19 protein-coding genes are annotated in these 21583 nt (G+C 75.5%); 13 read left to right on the top strand and 6 right to left on the bottom strand.

The features are described 5' to 3' along the window. Positions 1-54: 54 nt before the first annotated feature. The 6 genes from BM165_RS03060 to BM165_RS03035 all read left to right on the top strand — a co-directional run bounded on the left by BM165_RS03060 (position 55) and on the right by BM165_RS03035 (position 6689). On the top strand, positions 55-1164 hold the full coding sequence (locus BM165_RS03060) for an ABC transporter ATP-binding protein (protein WP_075011989.1): 1110 nt from the start codon (positions 55-57) through the stop codon (positions 1162-1164). 106 nt (positions 1165-1270) lie between these two features. After that, on the top strand, positions 1271-2452 hold the full coding sequence (locus BM165_RS03055) for an MFS transporter (RefSeq protein WP_075011988.1): 1182 nt from the start codon (positions 1271-1273) through the stop codon (positions 2450-2452). Between the two features lie 12 nt (positions 2453-2464). Continuing rightward, a complete protein-coding gene (locus tag BM165_RS03050) occupies positions 2465-3574 on the top strand; it encodes an NAD(P)-dependent oxidoreductase (RefSeq protein WP_075011987.1) in 1110 nt (369 codons plus the stop codon). Positions 3575-3872: 298 nt separating this feature from the next. Further along, positions 3873-4976, top strand: a complete 1104-nt coding sequence (locus BM165_RS03045; RefSeq protein ID WP_075011986.1) for a Gfo/Idh/MocA family protein — start codon at positions 3873-3875, stop codon at positions 4974-4976. Next, positions 4973-6109: a DUF6807 domain-containing protein gene (locus BM165_RS03040; protein WP_075011985.1), complete on the top strand. Its 1137-nt coding sequence runs from the start codon at positions 4973-4975 to the stop codon at positions 6107-6109. The genes BM165_RS03045 and BM165_RS03040 overlap by 4 nt, the downstream gene beginning before the upstream one ends. After that, positions 6033-6689 carry a cupin domain-containing protein gene (locus tag BM165_RS03035; RefSeq protein WP_075011984.1) on the top strand — a complete coding sequence of 219 codons (657 nt, stop codon included), beginning with the start codon at positions 6033-6035 and terminating at the stop codon, positions 6687-6689. Before BM165_RS03040 ends, BM165_RS03035 begins: the two co-directional genes overlap by 77 nt. On the opposite strand, the gene BM165_RS03030 is transcribed toward BM165_RS03035, so the two are convergent. Continuing rightward, entirely contained in the window at positions 6608-7624 is a 1017-nt protein-coding gene (locus BM165_RS03030) for an EamA family transporter (RefSeq protein ID WP_075011983.1), read from the bottom strand. The two genes, BM165_RS03035 and BM165_RS03030, sit on opposite strands and share 82 nt — an antisense overlap. Positions 7625-7728: 104 nt before the next feature. Between BM165_RS03030 and BM165_RS03025 the strand changes: the two genes are divergently transcribed. Together BM165_RS03025 and BM165_RS03020 are read left to right on the top strand one after the other, a co-directional pair. Continuing rightward, a complete protein-coding gene (locus tag BM165_RS03025) occupies positions 7729-8586 on the top strand; it encodes a LysR family transcriptional regulator (RefSeq protein WP_075011982.1) in 858 nt (285 codons plus the stop codon). A 154-nt stretch (positions 8587-8740) separates the two neighbouring features. After that, positions 8741-9931, top strand: coding sequence for an MFS transporter (locus tag BM165_RS03020; RefSeq protein ID WP_075011981.1), 1191 nt, complete (start codon positions 8741-8743; stop codon positions 9929-9931). Between the two features lie 36 nt (positions 9932-9967). Here BM165_RS03020 and BM165_RS03015 read toward each other — a convergent pair whose 3' ends face one another. Then, on the bottom strand, positions 9968-10462 hold the full coding sequence (locus BM165_RS03015; RefSeq protein ID WP_075011980.1) for a GNAT family N-acetyltransferase: 495 nt from the start codon (positions 10460-10462) through the stop codon (positions 9968-9970). 65 nt (positions 10463-10527) lie between these two features. Continuing rightward, the gene (locus BM165_RS03010; protein ID WP_075011979.1) at positions 10528-11277 is read right to left on the bottom strand and encodes a helix-turn-helix transcriptional regulator; all 750 of its coding nucleotides are present in this window, start codon (positions 11275-11277) and stop codon (positions 10528-10530) included. A gap of 41 nt (positions 11278-11318) precedes the next feature. Between BM165_RS03010 and BM165_RS03005 the strand changes: the two genes are divergently transcribed. Further along, on the top strand, positions 11319-12158 hold the full coding sequence (locus BM165_RS03005; protein ID WP_075011978.1) for a phytanoyl-CoA dioxygenase family protein: 840 nt from the start codon (positions 11319-11321) through the stop codon (positions 12156-12158). A gap of 26 nt (positions 12159-12184) precedes the next feature. On the opposite strand, the gene BM165_RS03000 is transcribed toward BM165_RS03005, so the two are convergent. Beyond that, positions 12185-13027 carry an ABC transporter permease gene (locus BM165_RS03000; RefSeq protein WP_075011977.1) on the bottom strand — a complete coding sequence of 281 codons (843 nt, stop codon included), beginning with the start codon at positions 13025-13027 and terminating at the stop codon, positions 12185-12187. Beyond that, a complete protein-coding gene (locus tag BM165_RS02995) occupies positions 13024-14013 on the bottom strand; it encodes an ATP-binding cassette domain-containing protein (RefSeq protein WP_143107991.1) in 990 nt (329 codons plus the stop codon). The genes BM165_RS03000 and BM165_RS02995 overlap by 4 nt, the downstream gene beginning before the upstream one ends. A 247-nt stretch (positions 14014-14260) precedes the next feature. On the opposite strand from BM165_RS02995, the gene BM165_RS02990 reads away from it, so the two are divergent. From BM165_RS02990 to cydC, 4 genes are read left to right on the top strand one after another with little or no spacing between them, the layout of a single operon-like run. After that, complete coding sequence (locus BM165_RS02990) at positions 14261-15685, top strand: cytochrome ubiquinol oxidase subunit I (RefSeq protein WP_075011975.1); 1425 nt, start codon at positions 14261-14263, stop codon at positions 15683-15685. Positions 15686-15687: 2 nt separating this feature from the next. After that, positions 15688-16722 carry a cytochrome d ubiquinol oxidase subunit II gene (gene cydB / locus BM165_RS02985; RefSeq protein WP_075011974.1) on the top strand — a complete coding sequence of 345 codons (1035 nt, stop codon included), beginning with the start codon at positions 15688-15690 and terminating at the stop codon, positions 16720-16722. A 13-nt stretch (positions 16723-16735) separates the two neighbouring features. Then, the gene (cydD, locus tag BM165_RS02980; RefSeq protein WP_075011973.1) at positions 16736-18421 is read left to right on the top strand and encodes a thiol reductant ABC exporter subunit CydD; all 1686 of its coding nucleotides are present in this window, start codon (positions 16736-16738) and stop codon (positions 18419-18421) included. Next, complete coding sequence (cydC, locus tag BM165_RS02975) at positions 18418-20064, top strand: thiol reductant ABC exporter subunit CydC (RefSeq protein WP_075011972.1); 1647 nt, start codon at positions 18418-18420, stop codon at positions 20062-20064. The genes cydD and cydC overlap by 4 nt, the downstream gene beginning before the upstream one ends. Here the strand turns inward: cydC and BM165_RS02970 are convergent. Then, on the bottom strand, positions 20054-21367 hold the full coding sequence (locus BM165_RS02970; RefSeq protein WP_075011971.1) for an alpha-amylase family glycosyl hydrolase: 1314 nt from the start codon (positions 21365-21367) through the stop codon (positions 20054-20056). The two genes, cydC and BM165_RS02970, sit on opposite strands and share 11 nt — an antisense overlap. Positions 21368-21583: the final 216 nt, after the last annotated feature.

Below are 21583 nucleotides of genomic sequence, written 5' to 3'. Positions count from 1 at the left end.
TGTGGGGCCAGTCACAGGGGCCGGCACGCCCGGCACCGGATCAAGGGAGCTCACATGGCATCGGTCACCTACGACCAGGCGACCCGGCTCTATCCCGGCAGCGACACGCCGGCCGTCGACCAGCTCGACCTCGAGATCGAGGACGGCGAGTTCCTGGTGCTCGTCGGCCCGTCCGGCTGCGGGAAGTCCACCTCGCTGCGGATGCTCGCCGGCCTGGAGGACGTCGACGGCGGCGCCATCCGCATCGGGGACCGCGACGTCAGCGACGCCCCGCCCAAGGACCGCGACATCGCGATGGTCTTCCAGAACTACGCGCTCTACCCCCACATGAGCGTCGCGGACAACATGGGCTTCGCGCTGAAGATCGCCGGCGTGGGCAGGGACGAGCGGCGCAGGCGGGTCGAGGAGGCCGCCACGCTGCTCGACCTCTCGCCGTACCTGGACCGCAAGCCCAAGGCGCTCTCCGGTGGCCAGCGGCAGCGCGTCGCGATGGGGCGGGCGATCGTGCGCCAGCCGCAGGTGTTCCTCATGGACGAGCCGCTGTCGAACCTCGACGCCAAGCTCCGGGTGCAGACCCGCACGCAGATCGCCTCCCTGCAGCGCAGGCTCGGCGTCACGACCGTCTACGTCACCCACGACCAGGTCGAGGCCATGACCATGGGCGACCGGGTCGCGGTGCTCAAGGACGGCGTGCTCCAGCAGGTCGCCAGCCCGCGGGAGATGTACGACCGTCCCCGCAACGTGTTCGTGGCCGGCTTCATCGGCTCGCCAGCGATGAACCTCGCGGAGGTGCCGATCACCGACGGGGGCGTGCGGTTGGGGAACACGCTCGTGCCGCTGTCCCGCGAGACGCTGTCGGCCGCGGCGGGGGACCGCACCCTGACGCTGGGCTTCCGGCCGGAGGCGCTGGAGGTCTCGCCGACCGGTGAGGGCTTCGCGGCCCGCATCGACCTCGTCGAGGAGCTGGGCTCGGACGCCTACGTCTTCGCGTCCCTCCTGGACGAGGACCTGGCCGAGCACCTGCACGGCGGTGACACCGAGCAGATCGTCGCGCGCGTGGACGGGCGACGCCCCCCGACCAAGGGGGAGCAGGTGCGCCTGACCATCCGGAGCGGCGAGGAGCACGTCTTCTCCACCAGCACCGGCCTGCGACTCCCGCACTGAGGAAGGACCTCACGGCCTCCCGCCACCCGCAGGCTCCCGACGGGCCCCTGCAGGGGGGCCGCCGTGCTGCCCGTCACGTGCAGGCCCGGAGCGGGGCTGCGATCCCATGACCTGCTCGCCCGGCCGGGACGGGGCCCCGCGCTGGCTGTCCCAGCTCCTCGCCGTCATGGTGCTCGTCCAGGCCGGGATCGCGGTGGCCCGACCGGTCACCACCTACCGCGCGATCGACCTCGGGGCGGGAGCGCTGGCGGTCGGCCTGCTGACCGGCGCCTTCGCGCTGGTGCCGATGCTGGTGGCGCTGCCGCTGGGGCGGCTGGCCGACCGCCGTCGTCCCGAGCCGATCCTCGGGGCGGGGGTCGCCCTCCTGGTGGGCGGCTGCCTGCTGCTGGCGGCCAGCGACTCGCTGGCCGGGATCGCCGCGGGCAACGTCGTCCTGGGGCTGGGCAACCTCGGCTGCATCGTCGGCGGCGAGAACGTCGTCGCCCGGCTGCCTCCCGCGCAGCTGGACCGCGGGTTCGGGCTGTTCACCGCCGTCGTCTCCGGCGGCCAGCTGGTGGGGCCCGCACTGGCCGGGCTCGTGCTGTCCACCGCGCCGGGGAACCTGGCCGCCGGGACCTCCCGCGCGCTGCTCGTGAGCGCCGGGCTCTGCGGGCTGGCCCTCCCGGCGGCGACCTGGCTGCTCGTCCGGCGGCTGCTGCCCACCCGGCCGGAGCGGCCGGTGGAGCGGCCGCTGCCCGCACACCGGATCCTCCGACTGCCCGGTGTCTCCTCCGGGATGTTCACCAGCCTGGTCCTCGCCGCCGCCGTGGACCTGCTCACCGCCTACCTCCCCCTGCTCGGGGAGAACCGCGGCATCGCGCCATCGACGGTGGGGATCCTGCTGAGCATCCGTGCCGGCGCCACGGTCGCCTCCCGCCTCCTGGTGCCACGGATGCTGCCGAGGATCGGCAGGCCGCGCCTGGTGTTGCTGAGCACCGTCGGGTCGGGTCTGGCCGTGGCGTTCCTGCCGGCGACCGGGGACGTGGTGGTGCTGGGGATCCTGCTGGCCGTCATCGGCTTCCTGCTGGGAGTGGGGCAACCCCTGATGATGACCGTCATCGTCCGCGCCGTGCCGGAGGAGGCCCGCGGCGCCGCGCTGGCACTGCGGCTGGTCGGCAACCGGATCGGCCTGGTCGGCACCCCGGCGGCGGCGGGCCTCCTGGCGGGCGCGGCCGGGGTGTCCGCCGCCTTCTGGCTGCTCGGTGCACTGCTGGGCGCCGCCGTGGTCGGTGCCCGGCACGACGTCTAGGAGGACGACGTGATGGCCTCGCCCCGCCGGGCGCACGTGGTGGTCTGCGTCGGCCAGGACTACGCCCGGGAGCACGTGTCGGAGCGTGACCTGGCCCGCCTCCGCGAGAAGGTCTCGTGCGACCTGGTGCTGACCGCCACGGCCTCCGGCGCCCACCGGCACGTGGTCACCGACCCGGCCGGACGCCACCGGCTGCGGGGCGCGTTGCGGGATGCCGACGCACTCGTGCTCGGTCCCGGGGCGCCGTACGTCGACGCGGCGGTGCTCGCGGACGCGCCACGTCTCCGCCTCGTCGGCGAGCTGGAGGGCGACCGGTTCTCCCCGCGGCTCGACCTCCAGGCGGCGTGGGCTCGTGGGATCACCGCCGTGGACACGTCGAACGCGTCCTCGTACCCCGTCGCGGAGTGGGCGGTGGCCGCGCTCATCCTCTGCTTCCGCAACGCCGGGGCGGCGTTCCGGGAGATGATCGAGCCGCAGGCGTACGTGCGGCCGCGCACCGACCCGGGGTTCGTGCACGGCGGCATCGAGGGGCGGACGATCGGCCTGCTGGGCTGCGGGCACATCGGGCGGCGTCTCGTCCGCTACCTGCAGCCGTTCGGCGTCGACGTCCTCGTCCACGACCCTCACCTCGACGGCGACCTGGCCGAGGAGCTCGGTGTGGAGCTGACCTCGCTGGACGGGGTGTTCGACGCCGACGGCGTGGTGTGCCTGCTGCCGCTCACGCCGGCGACCCGCGGGCTGGTGGGAGCCGCGCAGCTGCAGCGGCTGCGTCCGGGGGCGGCGTTAGTCAACGTCAGCCGCGGTGCCGTCGTCGACGGTCGGGCGCTGCTCGAGCGGCTCCTCCCCGGGGACGTCTTCGCGGCGCTGGACGTCTTCGACCCGGAGCCCGTGCCGGCGGACCACCCGATCAAGTCCTGCCGCAACGTCTTCCTGACGCCCCACATCGCCGGGGTGACCGCGAGATCGCGCCCGCAGTTCTTCGCGCTCATGGTCGACGAGCTGCTCCGCTTCACGGCCGGCCGCCGGCCGCGCTACGAGCTCACGCCGACCGTGGCGGCCGTCCGCGGTCTCCCGGCCGCTCCGCGCGGTGAGGAGCACGAGACGGGCAGGGCCGACCGCTGAGGAACGACGTCGCCACTGCGCGGAGCGGGGGGACGGGCCGGGGAACGGACCCCGCACGCCGGGGCCGGGTGCCACCGCCGCGCGGCCCCACCGTGGCCGGCATGGCCTGTGCTTGACACCACCCCCACGCCTGCGTTGGGCGTGGAAAGCGGTTGCCCGACGGGCTCCCGAGCTCAGGACCGGCTCCTGTCCGCTGGAACGTCCGGTGCGCGCGGTCGTCGGTACGGGGAGCCGCGAGTCGGGGTCCGTTCCGTCCTCGGCCACTCCCGGCGGCCGGGAGCCACGTCCGAGGAGACACGTGCAGCACTCAACCGAACCGGTCCGCGTCGCGGTCGTCGGAGCCGGCAAGATCGCCCACGACCGGCACCTCCCGGCCCTCCCGGACATGGGGGACCGCGTCCGGGTGGTCGCCCTCGTGGACGTCGACGTGGCCCGGGCGGCCGAGCTCGCCGGGCGGTGGGACGTCCCCCGCTCGTACGGCGACCTGGACGCGATGCTCGCCGCCGAGTCGCCCGACCTCGTCACCCTCTGCACGCCGCCCGCGGCGCACCTCGACGGCGTCACGACGTGCCTACGTGCCGGCGCCTGGGTGTGGTGCGAGAAGCCGCCGATGCTCTCCCTCGCCGAGCTCGACGCCGTCGCCGGGCGCGAGCGCGAGGGCGGCCCGTACGTGGCTTTCGTCTTCCAGCACCGGTTTGGTTCCGGTGCCACCCGGCTGCGCGAGCAGGTGCGCACCGGTGAGCTCGGCCGCCCGCTCGTCGCCGTGTGCCACACCCTCTGGTACCGCGACGACGCCTACTACGAGGTCCCGTGGCGGGGGTCCTGGGGGACCGAGGGCGGCGGGCCGACGATGAGCCACGGCAGTCACCCGATGGACCTCCTGCTCTCCGTGCTGGGCGACTGGCGGGAGGTCACCGCGGTCACCGGCACCCTGGACCGCCCCGTGGAGACCGAGGACGTCGCGATGGCCGTGGTGACCTTCGAGTCCGGCGCGATGGCCTCGGTCGTGAACAGCGTGCTGTCGCCCCGGGAGACCAGTTACCTGCGCTTCGACTTCACCGACGCGACCGTCGAGCTGCAGCACCTCTACGGCTACGGCGACGCCGACTGGACGTGGACCCCGGCGCCGCACGCCACCGACCGCGACCTCCTCGGTGGGCACCCCACCGTGGAGTTGCCCAGCGGGCACGCGGCGCAGCTGCGGAGCCTCCTCGACTCCTTCGACCGGCGCGAGCGTCCGCTGGTCAGCGGCCGGCAGGGCCGGGAGACGATGGAGCTGGTCACCGGCATCTACCGGTCCGCCGCGACCGGCCGCAGCGTCGCCCGCGCCGACCTGGTGCCGGGCAGCCCGCACTACGACCGGTTCGGCGGCGAACTGCTCACCGCGGGCGGTGCCCGGTGAGCGCGGCGTTCCGGGTCACTCACGAGCACGGCCGCCGGGTCGTCGTCGCGGTGGAGGGCGACGGCGTGGGGCAGGGCTCCGGGCGGGTCGCCGTCGCCACCTACGACCTGGGCTCCGCGGTGCCGGCCCTCGAGGCGCCCAAGCCCTACCTGCACCCGCTTCGCACGCTCTCCGGCGCGCTGGTGTCGGCCTACCGGCCGCACGACCACCGGTGGCACAAGGGCCTGCAGATGACCGTCTCGCACCTGGACGACCAGAACTTCTGGGGCGGCTACAGCTACCGGCACGGCGAGGGCTACGTGCCGGTCGACAACGTCGGCCGGATGCGGCACGACGGGTTCGCCGCCATACGGGCCGGCGACGCCGAGGTCTGCCTCGTCGAGGAGCTCACCTGGGTGACCGCGGCCGGTGAGGACTGGATCAGCGAGCGGCGCGAGCTGCGCTGGCACGGCCTCGACGTCGAGCGGGGCACCTGGACCCTCGACTTCGCCACCGAGTTGCGCAACGTGCGCGGTGCCGACCTGCACGTCGGCAGCCCGACCACGCACGGCCGTCCGGACGCCGGCTACACCGGGTTCTTCTGGCGCGGGCCCCGCGGGTTCACCGGGGGCGAGGTGCTCCTGGCCGACCCGGGCGCCCCGGCGGAGCCGATGGGCGCGTCGTCCCCGTGGCCGGCCGACACCGGGCAGCACGACGAGGTCGACGGCGGCGCGACGCTGCTGTTCTTCGCCGGCACCAGTTCCGCGCCGGTACCGCTGCGCTGGTTCGTCCGCCGGGAGCCGTTCCCCGCGGTCAACCCCTCGCCGGCCTTCAGCGAGGAGGTGACGGTGGCGCCCGGTGACTCGTTGGGCCTGCGGCACCGGGTCGTGGTCGCCGACCGGCCGTGGGACCGCGCCGAGGTGGAGGCGTTCGTGGCGGAGCACGCGCTGAGAGCGGGTGCCGCCGCTGCCCGGGGCCGTGGGGCTGACCGGCTTGTCGGTCTATCCGTGGGGAACCGCGGACGGGCTGCACGGAGGGTCGCCGCACCTGCACCTGTGCTGCTCGGAGGCCTACGTCGTGGTCGGCGGTCGCGGTCGGCTGCAGACCCTCGCCCTGGCCGGCGGCGCCGCGGAGGTGCCGCTCGTCGCGGGTGACGTCGTCGAGTTCACCCCGGGGACGATCCACCGTGCGGTGAACGACGAGGACCTGCAGGTGGTCGTCGTCATGGAGAACGGCGGGCTGCCCGAGGCCGGCGACGCCGTGCTCACCCTGCCCGCAGAGCACCTGCGGGACCCCGAGGCCTACGCCCCGGCCACCTCGCTGGCCGGACCCGACGGGAGCCCGTCGCCGGAGCGGGCCCGTGCCCGCCGCGATCTCGCCGTCGAGGGGTTCCTCGAGCTGCGGCGGCACGCCGAGGGCGGGGACAGCGCTGCGCTGGCAGCCTTCCACGCAGCTGCCGTCTCCCTCGTCCGGCCGCGCGTGGCGGACTGGCGCGAACGGTGGCGGGCGGGCGCGCTCGCCGCGGCGAAGCGCACCGGGGGACGACTGGCGGCCCTCGAGCTCGGTGAGGCCGACCACCTGCGCGCCGCCGGGACGTACCGACTGTCCCGGCAGGCCGAGCCCGTCCTCGGCACGTGCGGCTTCCTCTCGCCCTACCTGCCCGAGTGCGTGCCGTCGCCCGTCCCGGTCGGCGTCGTCGGCGAGGACACACCGGCACCGGCCCGTCGTCGCTGACGGCGGGACCCACCGGTGGGGAGCGGAGCCCGGGCGGGGGAGCGGGCGGCTCCGACACTGGCGCCGACGACGAGCGCGACCGCCAGGAGCTGCACCGGCGTGAGCACCTGGCCGAGCACGAGCAGCCCGGCCAGCGCCGCCGCGGCCGGTTCCAGGCTCATCAGCACGCCGAACACCCGGCTGGCCAGGGCGCGCAGCGCGGTCAGCTCGAGCGCGTAGGGCACCACCGACGACAGCAGGGCCACCGCGAGCCCGACCAGCAGCACGTCGGGCGCCGCCAGCGCCGGCCCGGCCGAGGCCAGCCCGAACGGCAGCACCGCCACCGCGGCTACCGCGCTGGCCAGGGCCAGTCCCTCCAGCCCGGTGGAGCGGCGTCCGGTCTCGGCCGACAGCAGGATGTAGCCGGCCCAGCAGGCGCCCGCGCCCAGGGCGAAGAGCACGCCGACCGGGTCCAGCCCGGTCAGCGAGCCGTACCCGAGCAGGAACACGCCGACGGCGGCCATCAGCACCCAGCCGAGGTGCCGCAGCCGACGCGACAGGACGGCGGCGAGGCCGAGCGGCCCCAGGAACTCCACGGTGACCGCCGCGCCGATCGGCATCCGGGCGAGCGCCTCGTAGAACAGCCCGTTCATGACCGCCAGCGAGAGCCCGAAGGCGGCGATCACCGCCCAGTCGGCGCGGGAACGACCCCGCCAGCGGGGGCGGACCAGCAGCACCAGCACCAGTGCGGCGCCGAACAGCCGCAGCGTCACCATCCCGGCGGGCCCGGCCCGGTCGAACATCGTCGCGGCGAGCGCGCCACCGAACTGCACCGACAGGATGCCCGCGAGCACCATGCCGACCGCGCCGCCGCGCCCGGGCGTGGCCCAGGTGCGGCGCGCGGCTGCGCGGCCGTGGGCGGAGGCGGTGGCGGTGGCGGCGGGCGTGGTGCTCATGGCGAGGCGTCCCGGAAATGCTGCGGTGGGTGGGCACCCCGACGCTAGGCACCGTCCGGCCGCGGAGGGAAATGCCGATCCACCCGGATCTATGCTCCGCGGGCATGGAGCTCGAGCTCCGCCACGTCCGGGCGTTCCTCGCGATCGCCGAGGAGCCGACCATCACCCGGGCGGCGGCGCGCCTGCACATGACGCAGCCCGCCCTGTCGCGCACGCTCCGCAGGCTCGAGGAGCAGCTCGGCGTGGTGCTGGTCGAGCGCTCGACCCGGTCGATGCGGCTGACGCCGACCGGCGAGGCCTTCCGCGACCGCTGCCGGGCCGTCCTGGCAGCCGTCGAGGACGCCCTCGCGGTCGCCGCACCGCTGCGTCCCCTGCGGCTGGGGCACGCCTGGGCCGCGGCCGGCGAGCACACCACCGAACTGCTCCGGGCGTGGTCGCACGCCCATCCCGACCGGCCGCTCGAGGTGCGCCGGATCGGCGACCGCACCGCCGGCCTCGCCGGGGGAGAGGTCGACGTCGCCCTGCTCCGCGGCCCGGTCGACGACGGCGCACTGCAGGTCCGCCTGCTGCGCGAGGAGCCCCGGCTCGCCGCCGTCGCGGCCGACGGCCGGCTGGCCGACCGGGACGAGCTCACCATGGCCGACCTGGCCGCGGAGCCCGTGGTGCTCAACCGGCAGTACGGGACGACGACGCTCGACCTCTGGCCGGCCGACCGGCGACCCGGCCGCACCGTCGAGGTCGCCGACACCGAGGAGTGGCTGACCGCCGTCGCGCTCGGCCGGGGCGTCGGCGTGACGCCGGCGTCCACCGCCTACTTCCACGGCCGGCCGGACGTGCGCTACACGCCCCTGCGGGACGCGCCCCCGGTGCCGCTGCTCCTGGCCTGGAGAGCGGCGTCGGCCCACCCGTCGCTGCCCGACTTCCTCCGCCTGGCCGCCGACGTGCTGGGCCCCGGCCACTGAGGGCGCCGCAGGCGCGCCGGCGTCCCGCCCGGGGGCACGCGTCCCCGGAGCCCCCGGCGGACGGGCGGAGCGCGCCGCAGCCGCCGAGGTGGTGGACTGCGCCCGTCGGACGGCCGAGGCGGCACCGTCCGCGGGCGTGGGCGGAGGTGGTGTCGTGCCGGTGCGGCCCCGCGCGCTCGTCCTGCTGGTGGCGCTCGCCTCCGCCGTCGCCCAGTCCTTCGGCCGGTTCTCCTACGCCCTGCTGCTGCCGGCGATCAACCGCGACCTGCTGGGCTCCTACGCCGTGGCGGGGCTGGTCGCCACGGCCAACGTCACCGCCTACCTCCTCGGGACCGTCGCCGTCAGTGCGCTCTCGCGCCGGGCCCGGCCCGCCGCGCTCATCCAGGCCGGTCTGGCCTGCAGCACGGTCGGCCTGGCGCTGCTCACCGCGGCGGGCGGCGCCGGGGGCCTGGCCGTGGGACTGACCCTGACCGGCGTGGGCGGTGCGTTCATCTGGGTGCCGGCACCCGGGCTCGCGGGCTCCGTCGTCCGGCCCTCGCGCCGCGGCGCGGCGATCGGCGTCGCGGGCTCGGGCATCGGCGGCGGGATCGTGTTCGCCAGCGCCCTGACCTGGATCCTGCAGGCGCAGGGTGGGGACGCCTCCTGGCGCACGGTCTACCTGGTGGAGACGGTGCTCGCGCTGGTCACGCTCGTCCTGTGTCTGCTGCTGCTCCGGCCGGCGCGGCACCGCGACGACGACTCCCCGGTGCGCGCCGGCGCCCTGCGCCGGGTGCCCGGCTGGATCGGCCTGACCGGCGGCTACGCCGCCTACGGCCTGGCCTACTCCGTCTACACCAGCTACCTGGTGACCGCGCTGGAGGACGACGCCGGCTTCTCGGCCGGCCACGCCTCGGCCGTCTACACGCTGGTCGGGATCGGGCTGGTCGCCGGCGGGATCGTGCTCGGGCCGCTGTCGGACCGGTGGGGGCGCGGTCCCACGCTGGTCGGCGGCTACCTCGCCATGGCGGCGGCGATCCTGCTCGTGCCGCTGGGCGTGGAACCGCTGGCCTCGGCGTCGGCCCTGTTGTTCGGCCTCATGATGTCGGGGCTGCCGGCGGTGATCGCCGCCCACCTGTCGGACTTCCTGACCCCGCGGGAGTTCGCCGGCGCCTTCGGCCGCTGCACCCTCGCCTTCGGCCTGGCGCAGCTGTGCGGCCCTCCGCTCGGCGGCTACCTCGCCGAGACGGCGGGCGGGTTCCTCCTGCCCTTCCTGCTCGCCGGGCTGGTGGCGGCGGCCGGCGCCGCCCTCAGCGTCGACGTCCTCCGCGCGTCCCCGCGCCCGCGGTCGGCGGGCGTCCTGCCCTGACCGGGGCCGGTGCGCGGGACCGCCACCGGCCGGAGGTCACCGCCGGACCGGTGCGGCGTCGGCCACCGCGGCGGTCACGGCGTAGACGCCGTCCTCGGCCACCAGCCGCGCCGACGGCAGCAGCCGGCGGAGCATGCCGAGCATGCGCTCGTTGTCGGCCTGCACCGTCGCGGTGAGCGTGCGCACGCCGCGTTCGGCGGCCAGGCGGAGCAGCTCGGTCAGCAGCTGGCGGCCGAGCCCGACGCCCTGCCACGCGTCCTCGACCACGACGGCGAGCTCGGCGGTGGCCGGGTCGCCGGGCAGCCGGTCGTAGCGGGCCACGCCCACCACCTCGCCGCCGATCTCGGCGACCACGGCCTCGCGCAGGTCGTGGTCCACGACGACCAGCCGCCGCACGAACGACAGGGGGAAGCGGTGCACCGGGGCGTGGAAGCGCCGGTAGCGGGTCTCGGCCGACAGCCGCGGCCACAGCCGCACGAAGCGCGGCTCGTCGTCGGGTCGCACGGGCCGGGTGAGCACCTCGAGGTCCACGGCAGCTCCTCAGTTGGGATGTCAAACCGTGGCACGGTGGTGCGGGACCGTCAAGGTCCGGCCCCTCAGACGACGGCGCGGACGGCTCCCCGCCGTCGCCGCCAGGCCGCGGGGGGCTCGCCGACCTCGCGGGTGAAGGCCGCGTAGAAGCTGCTGGTCGACCCGAACCCCGCCCGGCGGGCCACGGCGCCGACGTCGGCGGTGGTGACCAGGAGCAGGCGCCGGGCCTCGGCCAGCCGGCAGTGCAGCAGGAACGCGCCCGGTGTCGTGCCGGTGACGGCGCGGAAGGCGGCGGTCGCGGTGGCCGGGTGCAGGTGCGCGGCGGCGGCGACCTCGGCCACCCCGATCGGCTCGCGGAACCGGGCGGCGACGAAGGCGGTCATCCTCGCCACCTGCCGGGCGTGCCGCTCACCGGCGGTGCCCGCGACCGGGACGGGGGCGTCGTCCCCCGGGCCCGGCGCGGCGACCGACAGCCGCTCCAGCAGCGCCCGGGCCTCCAGCCGCGCCGCGCGGGCCTCGGCGGGCACGCCACCGGCCAGGTCGGCCGCCCACCGGGCGAACCGGGCGGCGTCGTCGTGCCGCCCCGGCAGCACCAGCCGACCGCCCCGCAGCAGCGCCGCGGTCGGCCGGCCCGCGTGCTCGTGCTCGACCCACCCGCCCACGGCCAGCGCCAGCTCGACGTCGTCGTGCCGGTGCGCCCGCCGCATCACCGGTCGGGTGCTCAGCCGGCAGGCCAGGCCGTGCTCCTCGTGCACCGGGCCGGCCAGCGGCTCGGGGAGGGGGGTCGCGAGGATCCGGGAAGGACCGCCGTCCATGCCGGGAGTCTGCCCCGCCGGCCCGGCCGAGCATCGGAGGCATGACGCCGCTGTCCCTGACACCCGCCCAGGTCGACCGGTTCGACGCCGGGGGGTACCTCGTCCTGCGCGACCGGGTCCCCGCCGACCTGCTGACCCGGCTGCGCGCCGCCGCCGACCGGTGGACGGCCATGCCACCGACCGGCGACCACCTGCTCTCCGGTGGCGTGCTCTGGCGGGTCGACCACCTCCACGACAAGGGCGAGGACGCCTCGCTGGAGCTGCTCGGCAGCCCGGAGGTGCTGGGGATCGCCGAGTCGCTGGCCGGGCCGGACCTGGTGCCCACCTACGAGTCGCTGGTGGTCAAGGCCGCGGGCGCCGGCGCGGCGGTGCCCTGGCACCAGGACGCCGTGCACCCCCGGCGGCACCGGCTGTTCAACGTCGACGTCTACCTCGACGCCGCGCTCCCCGGACAGGGCGCGCTGCGGGTGGTGCCCGGCTCCCAGCGGGCCCGCGCCGACGCCTGCGCCCTGCGCGACGAGCACGGCTGGGACGTCCCGGGCGCCGTGGAGGTCCCCATGGCGCCCGGGGACGTCCTGGTGCACGACGACATGGTCGTGCACGGCTCGCCGCCCACCGCCGGCTCGCCGCTGCGGCGCACCGTCTACCTGGAGTTCCGCCCCGCCGCTTCGGTGCTCGAGGACGGCCCCTGGGACGACGACTGGCTCGCCGCGCGGATGCGGCTGCTGCCCGCCGCGCTGGCCGCGCACGCCGCCGCCCGCCCGGACGCACCCCGCCACGACTGGCGGCCCGCGCCGCACCTGCGCCCGGTCGACGACGGCGTCGACCTGCGCGTCGTCCACGGCGTGCACACGCCGGGGGAGTGGTGCAGCGCGGGCTGAGACCGGCCCGCAGTCGCGGGAGCCCGTCAGTCGCGGGAGCGGCGCCGGAACGCCGCGACCGCCAGCGGCGCGAAGACCGCCGTGAGCAGCACCGACCAGCCGACGGAGAACGCCACCGGGTGCTGCAGGGGGAAGGCGGCGTCGGCGGCGGCCGGCAACCCGTTGCCCCACAGCTCCCGGCAGGCCTGGGTCAGCGCCGACACCGGGTTCCACTCGGCGACGGTGCGCAGCCACTGGGGCATGCTCTCCGGCGGCGCGAACGTGTTGGCCACGAACGTCAGCGGGAACATGACGGTGAACATGAAGCCCTGGACGGCCTCCACGGTGCGCATCAGCGAGCCCACCCAGATGCCCAGCCAGATCATCGCGAAGCCGAACAGCAGGAGCAGCAGGAACGCCAGGACGCCGTCGACGACGCCGTTGCGGACCCGCCAGCCGATGAGCAGGCCGGTGATCGCCATGACCGCGACGCCGATGCTGGAGTGGATGAGGCTGGAGATGCTCCGCCCCACCAGCACCGAGGACCGGGGGACCGGCAGTGACCGGAAGCGGTCGACGATGCCCTTCTGGAGGTCGTTGGTCAGCCCCATGGCGACCACGGCCGAGGAGAAGACCATGGTCTGCACCATGATCCCGGGCAGCAGGAACTCCTTGTAGCTCGTGCCGGCCACGGCGATCGCGCCGCCGAACACGTAGGCGAACAGCAGCACGAACATCACCGACTGGACGGTGACGTCGAGCAGCATCTCCGGCATCCGCCGGATGTGCACGAGGTTGCGCCACACGATCGTCGACGACGCACGCAGCAGCGACGGCGGGTGGATCTCCGGCCGGGCGGTGGCCGGCGGCCGGGTCTGGATGGCGGTCACGAGGCGGCTCCCTCAGGGGTGTTCGTGGCGGCGGTGTCGGTGTCGGACTCGGCGCGGTGCCCGGTGAGGTGCAGGAAGACGTCGTCGAGGCTGGGCCGGGCCAGGCCGAGGTCGTCGAGCTCGATGCCGCTGTGCTCGAAGACGGCGGCGATGCGTGTCATGTCGCCCAGCCCGCCGGCCTGCGCCGTCAACCGCCGGCTGCCCGTCTCGACGTGCACCGCGGGGGAGTGGTCGCGCATCAGCGCCGCGGCCGCGTCGAGGTCGGCGGCGTGGGTCAGCGTCACCACGACGCTGGCCTGACCGGCGCGGTCCTTGAGCTGGGTGGGCGTGCCGGCGGCGATGACCCTGCCCCGGTCGACCACCACGATCTCGTCGGCGAGGTGGTCGGCCTCCTCCAGGTACTGCGTGGTGAGCACCAGGGTGGTGCCCTCCTGCACGAGCTCCCGCAGCACGTCCCACAGCCCCGACCGGCTCTGCGGGTCCAGCCCGGTGGTCGGCTCGTCGAGGAAGAGGATGGGCGGGGCGGCGAGCAGGCTGACGGCGAGGTCGAGCCGCCGGCGCATGCCGCCGGAGTAGGACTTCGCCGGCCGGTCGGCGGCGCGGGCGAGGTCGAAGCGCTCCAGCAGGTCGTCGCTCGCGCGGCGCACGTAGCCCCGCGACAGGCCGTACAGGCTGCCGATCAGCCGGAGGTTCTCCCGGCCGGTCAGGATCTCGTCGACCGTGGCTGCCTGCCCGGTCAGGCCGATGCTGCGGCGGACGGCGTCGGGCTGCTCGCGGACGTCGAACCCGGCCACCCGGCCGGTCCCGCTCGTGGGGACGCTCAGCGTGGTGAGCATCCGCACGAGCGTGGTCTTGCCGGCCCCGTTGGGCCCGAGCAGGCCCAGGACCGAGCCGGTGGGGACGACGAAGCTCACGCCGTCGACGGCGCGGTTGTCACCGAAGTGCTTGGCGAGGTCGATCGCCTCGACCGCGGGATGGGTGCTCATGGCGCTCCTCGGTCCGGGTGCCGTGGGCCGCGCGGGGGTGGGTCCCGGCGGGTTCGTGGCCGACAGCATGAGACCTGCAGTGCACAGGAGGGCAACGACATTTCCGGGGCGCCGCCGCCGTACCCTTCACCCGTTCGGGCTGCACCCGGGTCGGTTGCGTGCAACTGTGTGCGCGAACGGCCGGGCCCCTCGGCGCAGCAGCGCGCCCCACCGCCCCGCCAGGCCCCCGGAACGAGGTGGTGCGCACGTGGACGTGGTCGAGCTCTCCCGTTTCCAGTTCGCCTCGACGAGCATCTTCCACTTCTTCTTCGTCTCGCTCACCGTCGGTCTGGCGTTCCTCATCGCGGTGATGGAGACGATCGCCTACGTCCGCGCCGACCGGCGCGAGGTGTACGGGAAGATGACCGGCTTCTTCGGCCACCTCTTCCTCATCAACTTCGCCGTCGGCGTGGTGACCGGCATCGTGCAGGAGTTCCAGTTCGGGATGAACTGGAGCGAGTTCTCCTTCTTCGTGGGCAACATCTTCGGGGTCCCGCTGGCCCTCGAGGTGCTCATGGCCTTCTTCCTGGAGAGCACCTTCATCGGGCTGTGGTGGTTCGGCAAGGACCGCCTCAAGCCGTGGATGCGCCTGGCCAGCATCTGGCTGGTGGCGATCGGCACCCAGATCAGCGCGTTCTGGATCGTGCTGGCCAACGCCTGGATGCACCACCCCGTCGGCTACGAGGTCGTCGACGGGCAGGCCCGGCTCACCGACTTCGCCGCCGTCGTCTTCAACTACAAGGCCTGGCTGTACTTCGCCCACGTGCAGGGCAGCGCCTGGGTGGTCGCGGCGTTCTTCGTGCTCGGCATCAGCGCCTTCCACCTGCTGCACGGGCGCGACACCGACGTCTACCGCCGGTCACTGCGCATCGGCCTGGTCTTCGCCGCCATCGGCACGGTGTTCTCCGTGATCAGCGGCCACACCGCCGGGCAGGTCGCCCGCGAGGACCAGCCGATGAAGTTCGCGGCGATGGAGGCGCAGTGGGAGACGTCGGACTCCCCGGCCCCGTGGTCGCTGTTCGCGATCATCGACCAGGGGCAGCGGGAGAACCCGTTCAACATCGAGATCCCCTACGTCGGGTCGATCCTCGCCTACAACAGCCTCGAGGGGCGCTACGAGGGCATCAACCAGCTCGAGGAGCAGTACGACGCCGCCTACGGCGAGGACGACTACACCCCGCCGGTGGCCTGGGTGTACTGGTCGTTCCGGATCATGGTGGCGATCGGGTCGCTGCTCCTCGCCGCGGCGTTCCTCGGCCTGTTCCTCTGGTGGCGCCGGGGGCGCGGGCTGGACACCACCCGCTGGTACCTCAGGGCGCTCGTGCTGTTCATCCCGCTGCCCTGGATCGCCAACTTCACCGGGTGGATGGTCACCGAGATGGGCCGCCAGCCGTTCATGGTCTACGGCGAGCTCACCGTCACCGAGGGCGTCAGCGCCAACACCGCCGGGGAGGTGCTCGCCGGCCTGATCGGCCTGTGGGCGGTGTACCTGGCCCTCATCGGGCTCGACGTCTACCTGCTGAGCGTCACCGCGCGCGCGGGCATCCACCGCAAGCCCGGCGCGCAGCTGATCTCGGCCCCCGCGCCGGACTACGAGGGCGCCGGGTTCCAGGAGTACGAGAGGCGGAACTGACGGTGGACCTGGTCACGCTGTGGTTCTGGCTCATCGCGCTGACGTTCACCCTCTACTTCTTCCTGGAGGGGTTCGACTTCGGCGTCGACATCCTGCGGCCGACGCTGGCGCGCACCGAGGCCGAGGAGCGGGCGCTCACCGGCACCATCGGGCCGTTCTGGGACGGCAACGAGGTGTGGGTGATCGCCGCCGCCGGGCTGATGTTCTCCACGTTCCCGGTCTGGTACGGCGCGGTGTTCAGCGGCATGTACCCGCTGTTCGTGCTCATCCTGCTGGCGCTGCTGCTGCGCGGGGTCTCCTTCGAGTACCGCAACCAGGTCGACAGCGAGCGGTGGCGCGCCTTCTGGGACTGGATGTCCTTCGGCGGCAGCGTGGTCCCGTCGTTCCTGTGGGGCGTCATCATGGCCAAGCTCATCGAGGGGCTGCCGGTGGGCCGCGACGGCGACGTGCAGGGCGGCTTCGCGGAGTTGTTCACCCCGTTCTCGCTGGTCGGCGGGGTCACCACGCTGCTGCTGTTCATGCTGCACGGCGCCAACTTCCTGCTGCTGCGCCTGCACACCGACACCGTGCTCTACAAGCGGGCCCGCACCGCGGCGCTGCGGTGGGGCGCGCTGGCCACCGCCGCGATCGTCGCGTTCGTCGTCATGGGCTACGTGACCGAGGACCTGTTCGAGGACTTCGGTGTGGTGCCGTGGGTCTTCCCGATCGCGGCGTTCCTGACGCTGGCCAGCATCTGGCTGGCGCTGGTGCGCCGCCGCGACACCCTGGCGTTCACCATGAGCGGCCTGACCATCCTGTTCGCCACGGTCACGGTGTTCCTCGCGCTGTACACCCGCGGTGAGGTGCTCCCGTCGACCCTGCAGTCGGAGTACGGGCTCGTCCTGCGGGAGTCGGCGGCCCAGCAGTACACGCTGGTGCTCATGACCTGGGTCGGCGCGATCTTCCTGCCGCTGATCATCGGCTACCAGATCTGGAACTACTACGTCTTCCGGGAGCGGGTGCGGCCCGACGAGGGCGCCCTGAGCCACGGGTACTGAGGCCGGACCGCGCATGAGGGACCGGCGCCCGGGGGAGCGGAGCCCGACCGGCCGGGTCCTCGCGCTGCCCGGCTCCCGGCGGCTGGTCGTCGTCTGCGGTCTCCTCGGGGTGGGCGTGTGGGTGCTGCTGGTGGTGCAGTGGGCCCTGGTCGCCGCCGTGGTGAGCACCGTCGCCACCGGCGGGGCGACGCCGGCCGAGCTGTCGGGCACCCTCGCCGGGGCCCTCGCCGCCTGGGGCGCCCGCGCCCTGCTCGTCGGTGTGCGCGACCGCGCCGCCGCGCGCACCTCGGCCCGGGTGCGGCGCGGCCTCCGGGAGGCGCTGCTGCGACAGCTGCTCGTCCTCGGCCCGGGCGCCGTCGCCGGGGAGCGCGCCGGTGAGCTGGTCACCACCGTCACCGAGGGCGTCGGCAAGCTCGACGGCGTCGTCGGCCGGTACCTGCCGGGCGTGGCGACGGCGGCCGTCGTCCCGCCGCTGGTGGCCGTCACCGTCCTCGTCCTCGACCCGGCGAGCGGCGGCCTCCTGCTGCTCACCGGGCCGCTGGTGCTGGTCTTCCTGTGGCTGACCGGGACGCTGGCCGCGCGGGCCGCCCGCGGGTCGTGGGAGACCCTCGCCCAGCTGGGGGCGGTGCTGGTCGACACGCTGCGGGTGCTGCCCACGCTGGTCGCCTACGGCCGGGCCCGGGGCAGCACGCGATGGCTGACCGAGGTCAGCGAGGCCCACCGGGTGAGCACGATGCGGGTGCTGCGCACCGCGTTCCTCTCCGGCTTCGTGCTGGAGTTCGGCGCGGTGCTGTGCACGGCGCTGGTGGCGGTCACCGTCGGTGTGCGGCTGTTCCAGGGCGGGATGGAGCTCGAGCGCGCGCTGCTGGTCCTGCTGCTCACCCCGGAGTTCTTCGCACCGCTGCGGGCGCTGGGCGCCGACCGGCACGCCTCCCTGGAGGGCCGGCCGGCCGCCGAGCGGGTGTTCGCGCTGCTCGACGCCCCCCAGCCGGTCCGCGGCACCGCGGCGGCCCCGGCCGGCGTGCCGCACGTGCAGCTGCGCGGCGTCACCGTCCGGCACGGCGACCGGGCCGCGCTCGACGGCGTGGACCTCGACCTGCCGCCGCTCTCGCGCACCGCGCTGGTCGGCCCGAGCGGCGCGGGCAAGACCACCGCCGTCCGGCTGCTGCTCGGGTTCACCGTCCCCGACGCGGGCGCGGTGCTCGTCGACGGCGTCCCGCTGCCAGCCCTGGACCCCGACGGCTGGCGGGCACGGGTGGCCTACGTGCCCGAGCGGCCCTGGCTGCTGCCCGGCACGGTCGCCGACAACGTGCGCCTGGGCCGTCCCGGCGCCACCGACGCCGAGGTCGCCGACGCGCTGCGCCGGGCGGGGCTGGCCGGGCTGGTCGGCCGGCTGCCGCAGGGCGCCGCCACGCCGCTGGGCGAGGACGCCGCGCGGTTGTCGGGCGGGGAGCGCGTGCGGCTGGCGCTGGCGCGGGCCTTCGTCAAGGACGCCGCGGTGCTGGTGCTCGACGAGCCGACCGGCCAGCTCGACGCCGCCACCGAGGCCGGCGTGCTGGCCGCCCTCGACGACCTCGCGCGGGGGCGCACCGTCGTCACGGTCACGCACCGGACGGCGCCGCTGGCGCTGCACGACCGGGTGGTCGTGCTGGAGGACGGGCGGGTGCGGGTACCGGCGGTCCCGGCGGTGCCGCGGTGAGGGAGGCCCTGTCGCTGCTGCGGTGGCCCCGCACCGCCCTCGCGGTCGTCCTCGGCGCGGGGACCGTGCTCTCCGGTGCCGCGCTGCTCGCTGCCTCCGGCGCGCTGATCACCGGCGCGGCGCAGCGGCCCTCGACCCTGCTGGCGCTCATGCCGCTGATCACCGCGGTCCGCTTCTTCGGGGTCTCGCGGGCCGCGGTGCGCTACACCGAGCGGCTGGTCACCCACGACGTCACGCTGCGGATGGTCACCCGGGTGCGGGCGCGGGTGCTCGAGCGGCTGGTCCCGCTCGCACCGGCCGCGCTCACCGGGGCCCGCGGCGGCGAGCTGCTGTCCCGGGTGCGCGCCGACGTCGACGAGCTGCAGGGCGTCGTCGTCCGCCTCGTGGCCCCGGCCGGCGTCGCCGTCCTGGCCGGCGGGGTGGCGGTCGGGCTGACCGCCCTGGTGTCCCCGCCGACGGCCGCCGTCCTCGCCGTCCTGCTCGCCGTCCTGGGGATCGCCGTGCCCGCGGTCGCCGCCCGCGCCGGGCGACGTGCGGCGGTGGCCGTCGCCCGGGCCGACGCCGACGTCGCCGCCGACACCCTCGACCTGGTGCGCGGGCTGGCCGACGCCCTCAGCGGCGACGGCGGCGCCACCGCCCTGCGCGGGCTGCTGGGGCACCTCGACCGGCAGGAGGCGGCCGAGCGGGCGGCGGCCCGGCTGACCGCGGTGACCACCGTCTGCCGCGAGGGCGTCCCGGCCCTCGGTCTGGGGGCGGCGCTGTGGCTGGTCGGCTCCGACGTCGCCGCCGGGACCACCGACCCGCTGCTGCTGGCCGCCTGCGCCCTCGGCGTGCTGGGCGCGTTCGAGGCGGTCGGCGGGATGGGGGCCGCCTGGAGCGCCGCGGGCGGGATCCGCGCGGCGGCCGGGCGGGTGCGCGAGCTGGGGGAGCGGCGGCCCGCCGTCGCCGACCCGGCCGACCCGCGGCCGCTGCCGGCCGGCTCCGCGCTGCGGTTCGACGACGTCACCCTCACGTACCCCGGCGCGACCCGCCCCGCGCTGGCCGGGTTCGACCTGGCCGTGCCCGACGGCGCGAAGGTGGCGCTGACGGGGAGCAGCGGCGCGGGCAAGAGCAGCGTGCTCGCCCTCGCCCTGCGCGCCCGCGACCCCGACACCGGCCGGGTCACCCTCGGCGGGGTGGACCTGCGCCGGCTGCCGCTGGAGGGCGTCCGGTCCCGGACGGCGTGGAGCGCCCAGGCACCGCAGGTGCTCGGCGGCACGCTCGCCGGGAACCTGCGCCTGGGCCGGCACGACGCGACCGACGCCGAGCTGCACGCGGTCCTGGCCGACGTCGGGCTCGACCGCGTGGCCGCGACCCCCGGACTCGACGGCTGGGTGGGGGAGGGCGGTGAGCGCCTGTCGGCCGGCGAGCGGGCGCGGGTGGGGCTGGCGCGGGCGCTGCTGGCCCGCGCCGACGTGCTGCTGCTCGACGAGCCCACCGCCCACCTCGACCCCGGGCTCACCGCGCGGGTGCTCGACCGGCTCGCCCGCGACCCGCGCACCGTGCTGCTCGTGACGCACGACCCGGCCGCCCTCGACGGCCGCTGGCGGGTGGTCGACCTCGCGGAGGCCGGTGCGGACACCGGGGCGCCGGTCAGCCCGTGAGCACCGCCCAGCCGTGCGCGGGCAGCTCCACCTCGCCGCGCCCCACCGTGGCCGCACCCGCGAGCACGGCCCCGGCGCCGGGCGCGGGCACCCGGGCGGCGGCGTCGCCCAGGTTGAGCGCGACCAGCAGGCGCTGCCCGTCCCCCGCGACGGCGTGGACCAGCTGCTCGTTGGCCACGTGCACCTGCTCCGGGGCGGCGGTGTGCAGCCAGCGGTGCCGGCGGCGCAGCCCGATCAGCTCCCGGTGCACCGCGAACGTCGGGGCGCCGAGCGGGGACAGCCCGGTGGGGTCGGGCGGGAACGGCGGCCGGACGGCGTCGTCGCCCCCGGCGCGGTGCTCCTTGACGCCGGTGAAGGAGTGCTCGTCGCCCGACCACACCGCCGGGGTGCCGCCGACGGTGAACAGCACGGCCAGCGCGTGCGGCAGGTGCCGCGGGTCGCCGACCGCGCTGGCGATGCGGGTGACGTCGTGGTTGCCGACGAACGTCCACGGCACGAAGGAGCGCAGGAACTGCCCGTGCCGCTGCAGCGACCAGGCCAGCTCGAACAGGTTGCGCTCGGCGATGCCGTGCCAGACCGCCTGCCACAGCTCGTACTGGGTGACCGCGTCCAGCCCGCCGTCGGCCACGACGCGCCCGTAGTCGCCGTGGATGACCTCGCCGACGACGTAGGCGTCCGGGTGCGCGGCGCGCACCGCGGGCAGCACCCGCGCCCAGAACGACGGCGGGACGGCGTAGGCGGCGTCCAGGCGCCACCCGTCGGCGCCGCGGTCGAGCCAGTGGGTCATCACCCGCGTGACGAGGTCGGCGACGGCGGGGGAGGAGTGGTCGAGCTCGACCAGGATGTCGTGGCCCTCGAAGACGTCGGCCCGCGGCGGCGTGCCCGGCGTCCGGTCCTCCGGCCAGGACAGTCGGAACCAGTCCGCCGTCGGGGCGTCGGGCCCCTGCTCCACGACGGCGCGGAAGGCGGGGTGGTCGCGGCCGACGTGGTTGAACACCCCGTCGAGCAGCACCCGGACGCCGCGCTCGCGTGCCGCGGCGAACAGCGCGTCGAGGTCGGTGTCGTCGCCGAGGCGCGGGTCGACGCGGAAGTGGTCGACGGTGTCGTAGCCGTGCGTGCTGCTGGCGAACACGGGGCCGAGGGCCAGGCCGTTGCACCCCAGCGCCAGCAGGTGGTCCAGCCAGCGCTGCAGTTGCGGCAGCCGGTGCCGCACCTCCCCGGGCGGGAGGGCGGCGGGCTCGGCGCCGGTGAAGGTCAGCGGGTGCACCTGCCACCAGATCGCGTCGGACGTCCAGGCGGGCACGGGTCCCCTCTCGTCGGTGACGGCTCGGCGCCCAGCATCCGTGCCGCCCCGGCCGTCCCCGCCGCCGGGCCGGGTGCCGGCTCCGGGAGGGACCACCATGGCGCGATGGTCTTCGACGTGGACCGGCTGCTGCGGCTCTGGACCGAGCCGCTGCTCGAGGGGCCCGACACGGAGCGGGCCTTCCGCGCCGTCTACACCGACCCGGTCACGATCAAC

It is taken from the genome of Geodermatophilus obscurus (assembly GCF_900115395.1).
GTDB lineage: Bacteria > Actinomycetota > Actinomycetes > Mycobacteriales > Geodermatophilaceae > Geodermatophilus > Geodermatophilus obscurus_B.
Note: the sequence above shows the minus strand (reverse complement) of the source record. Positions and strands in the feature narration are given on the sequence as shown.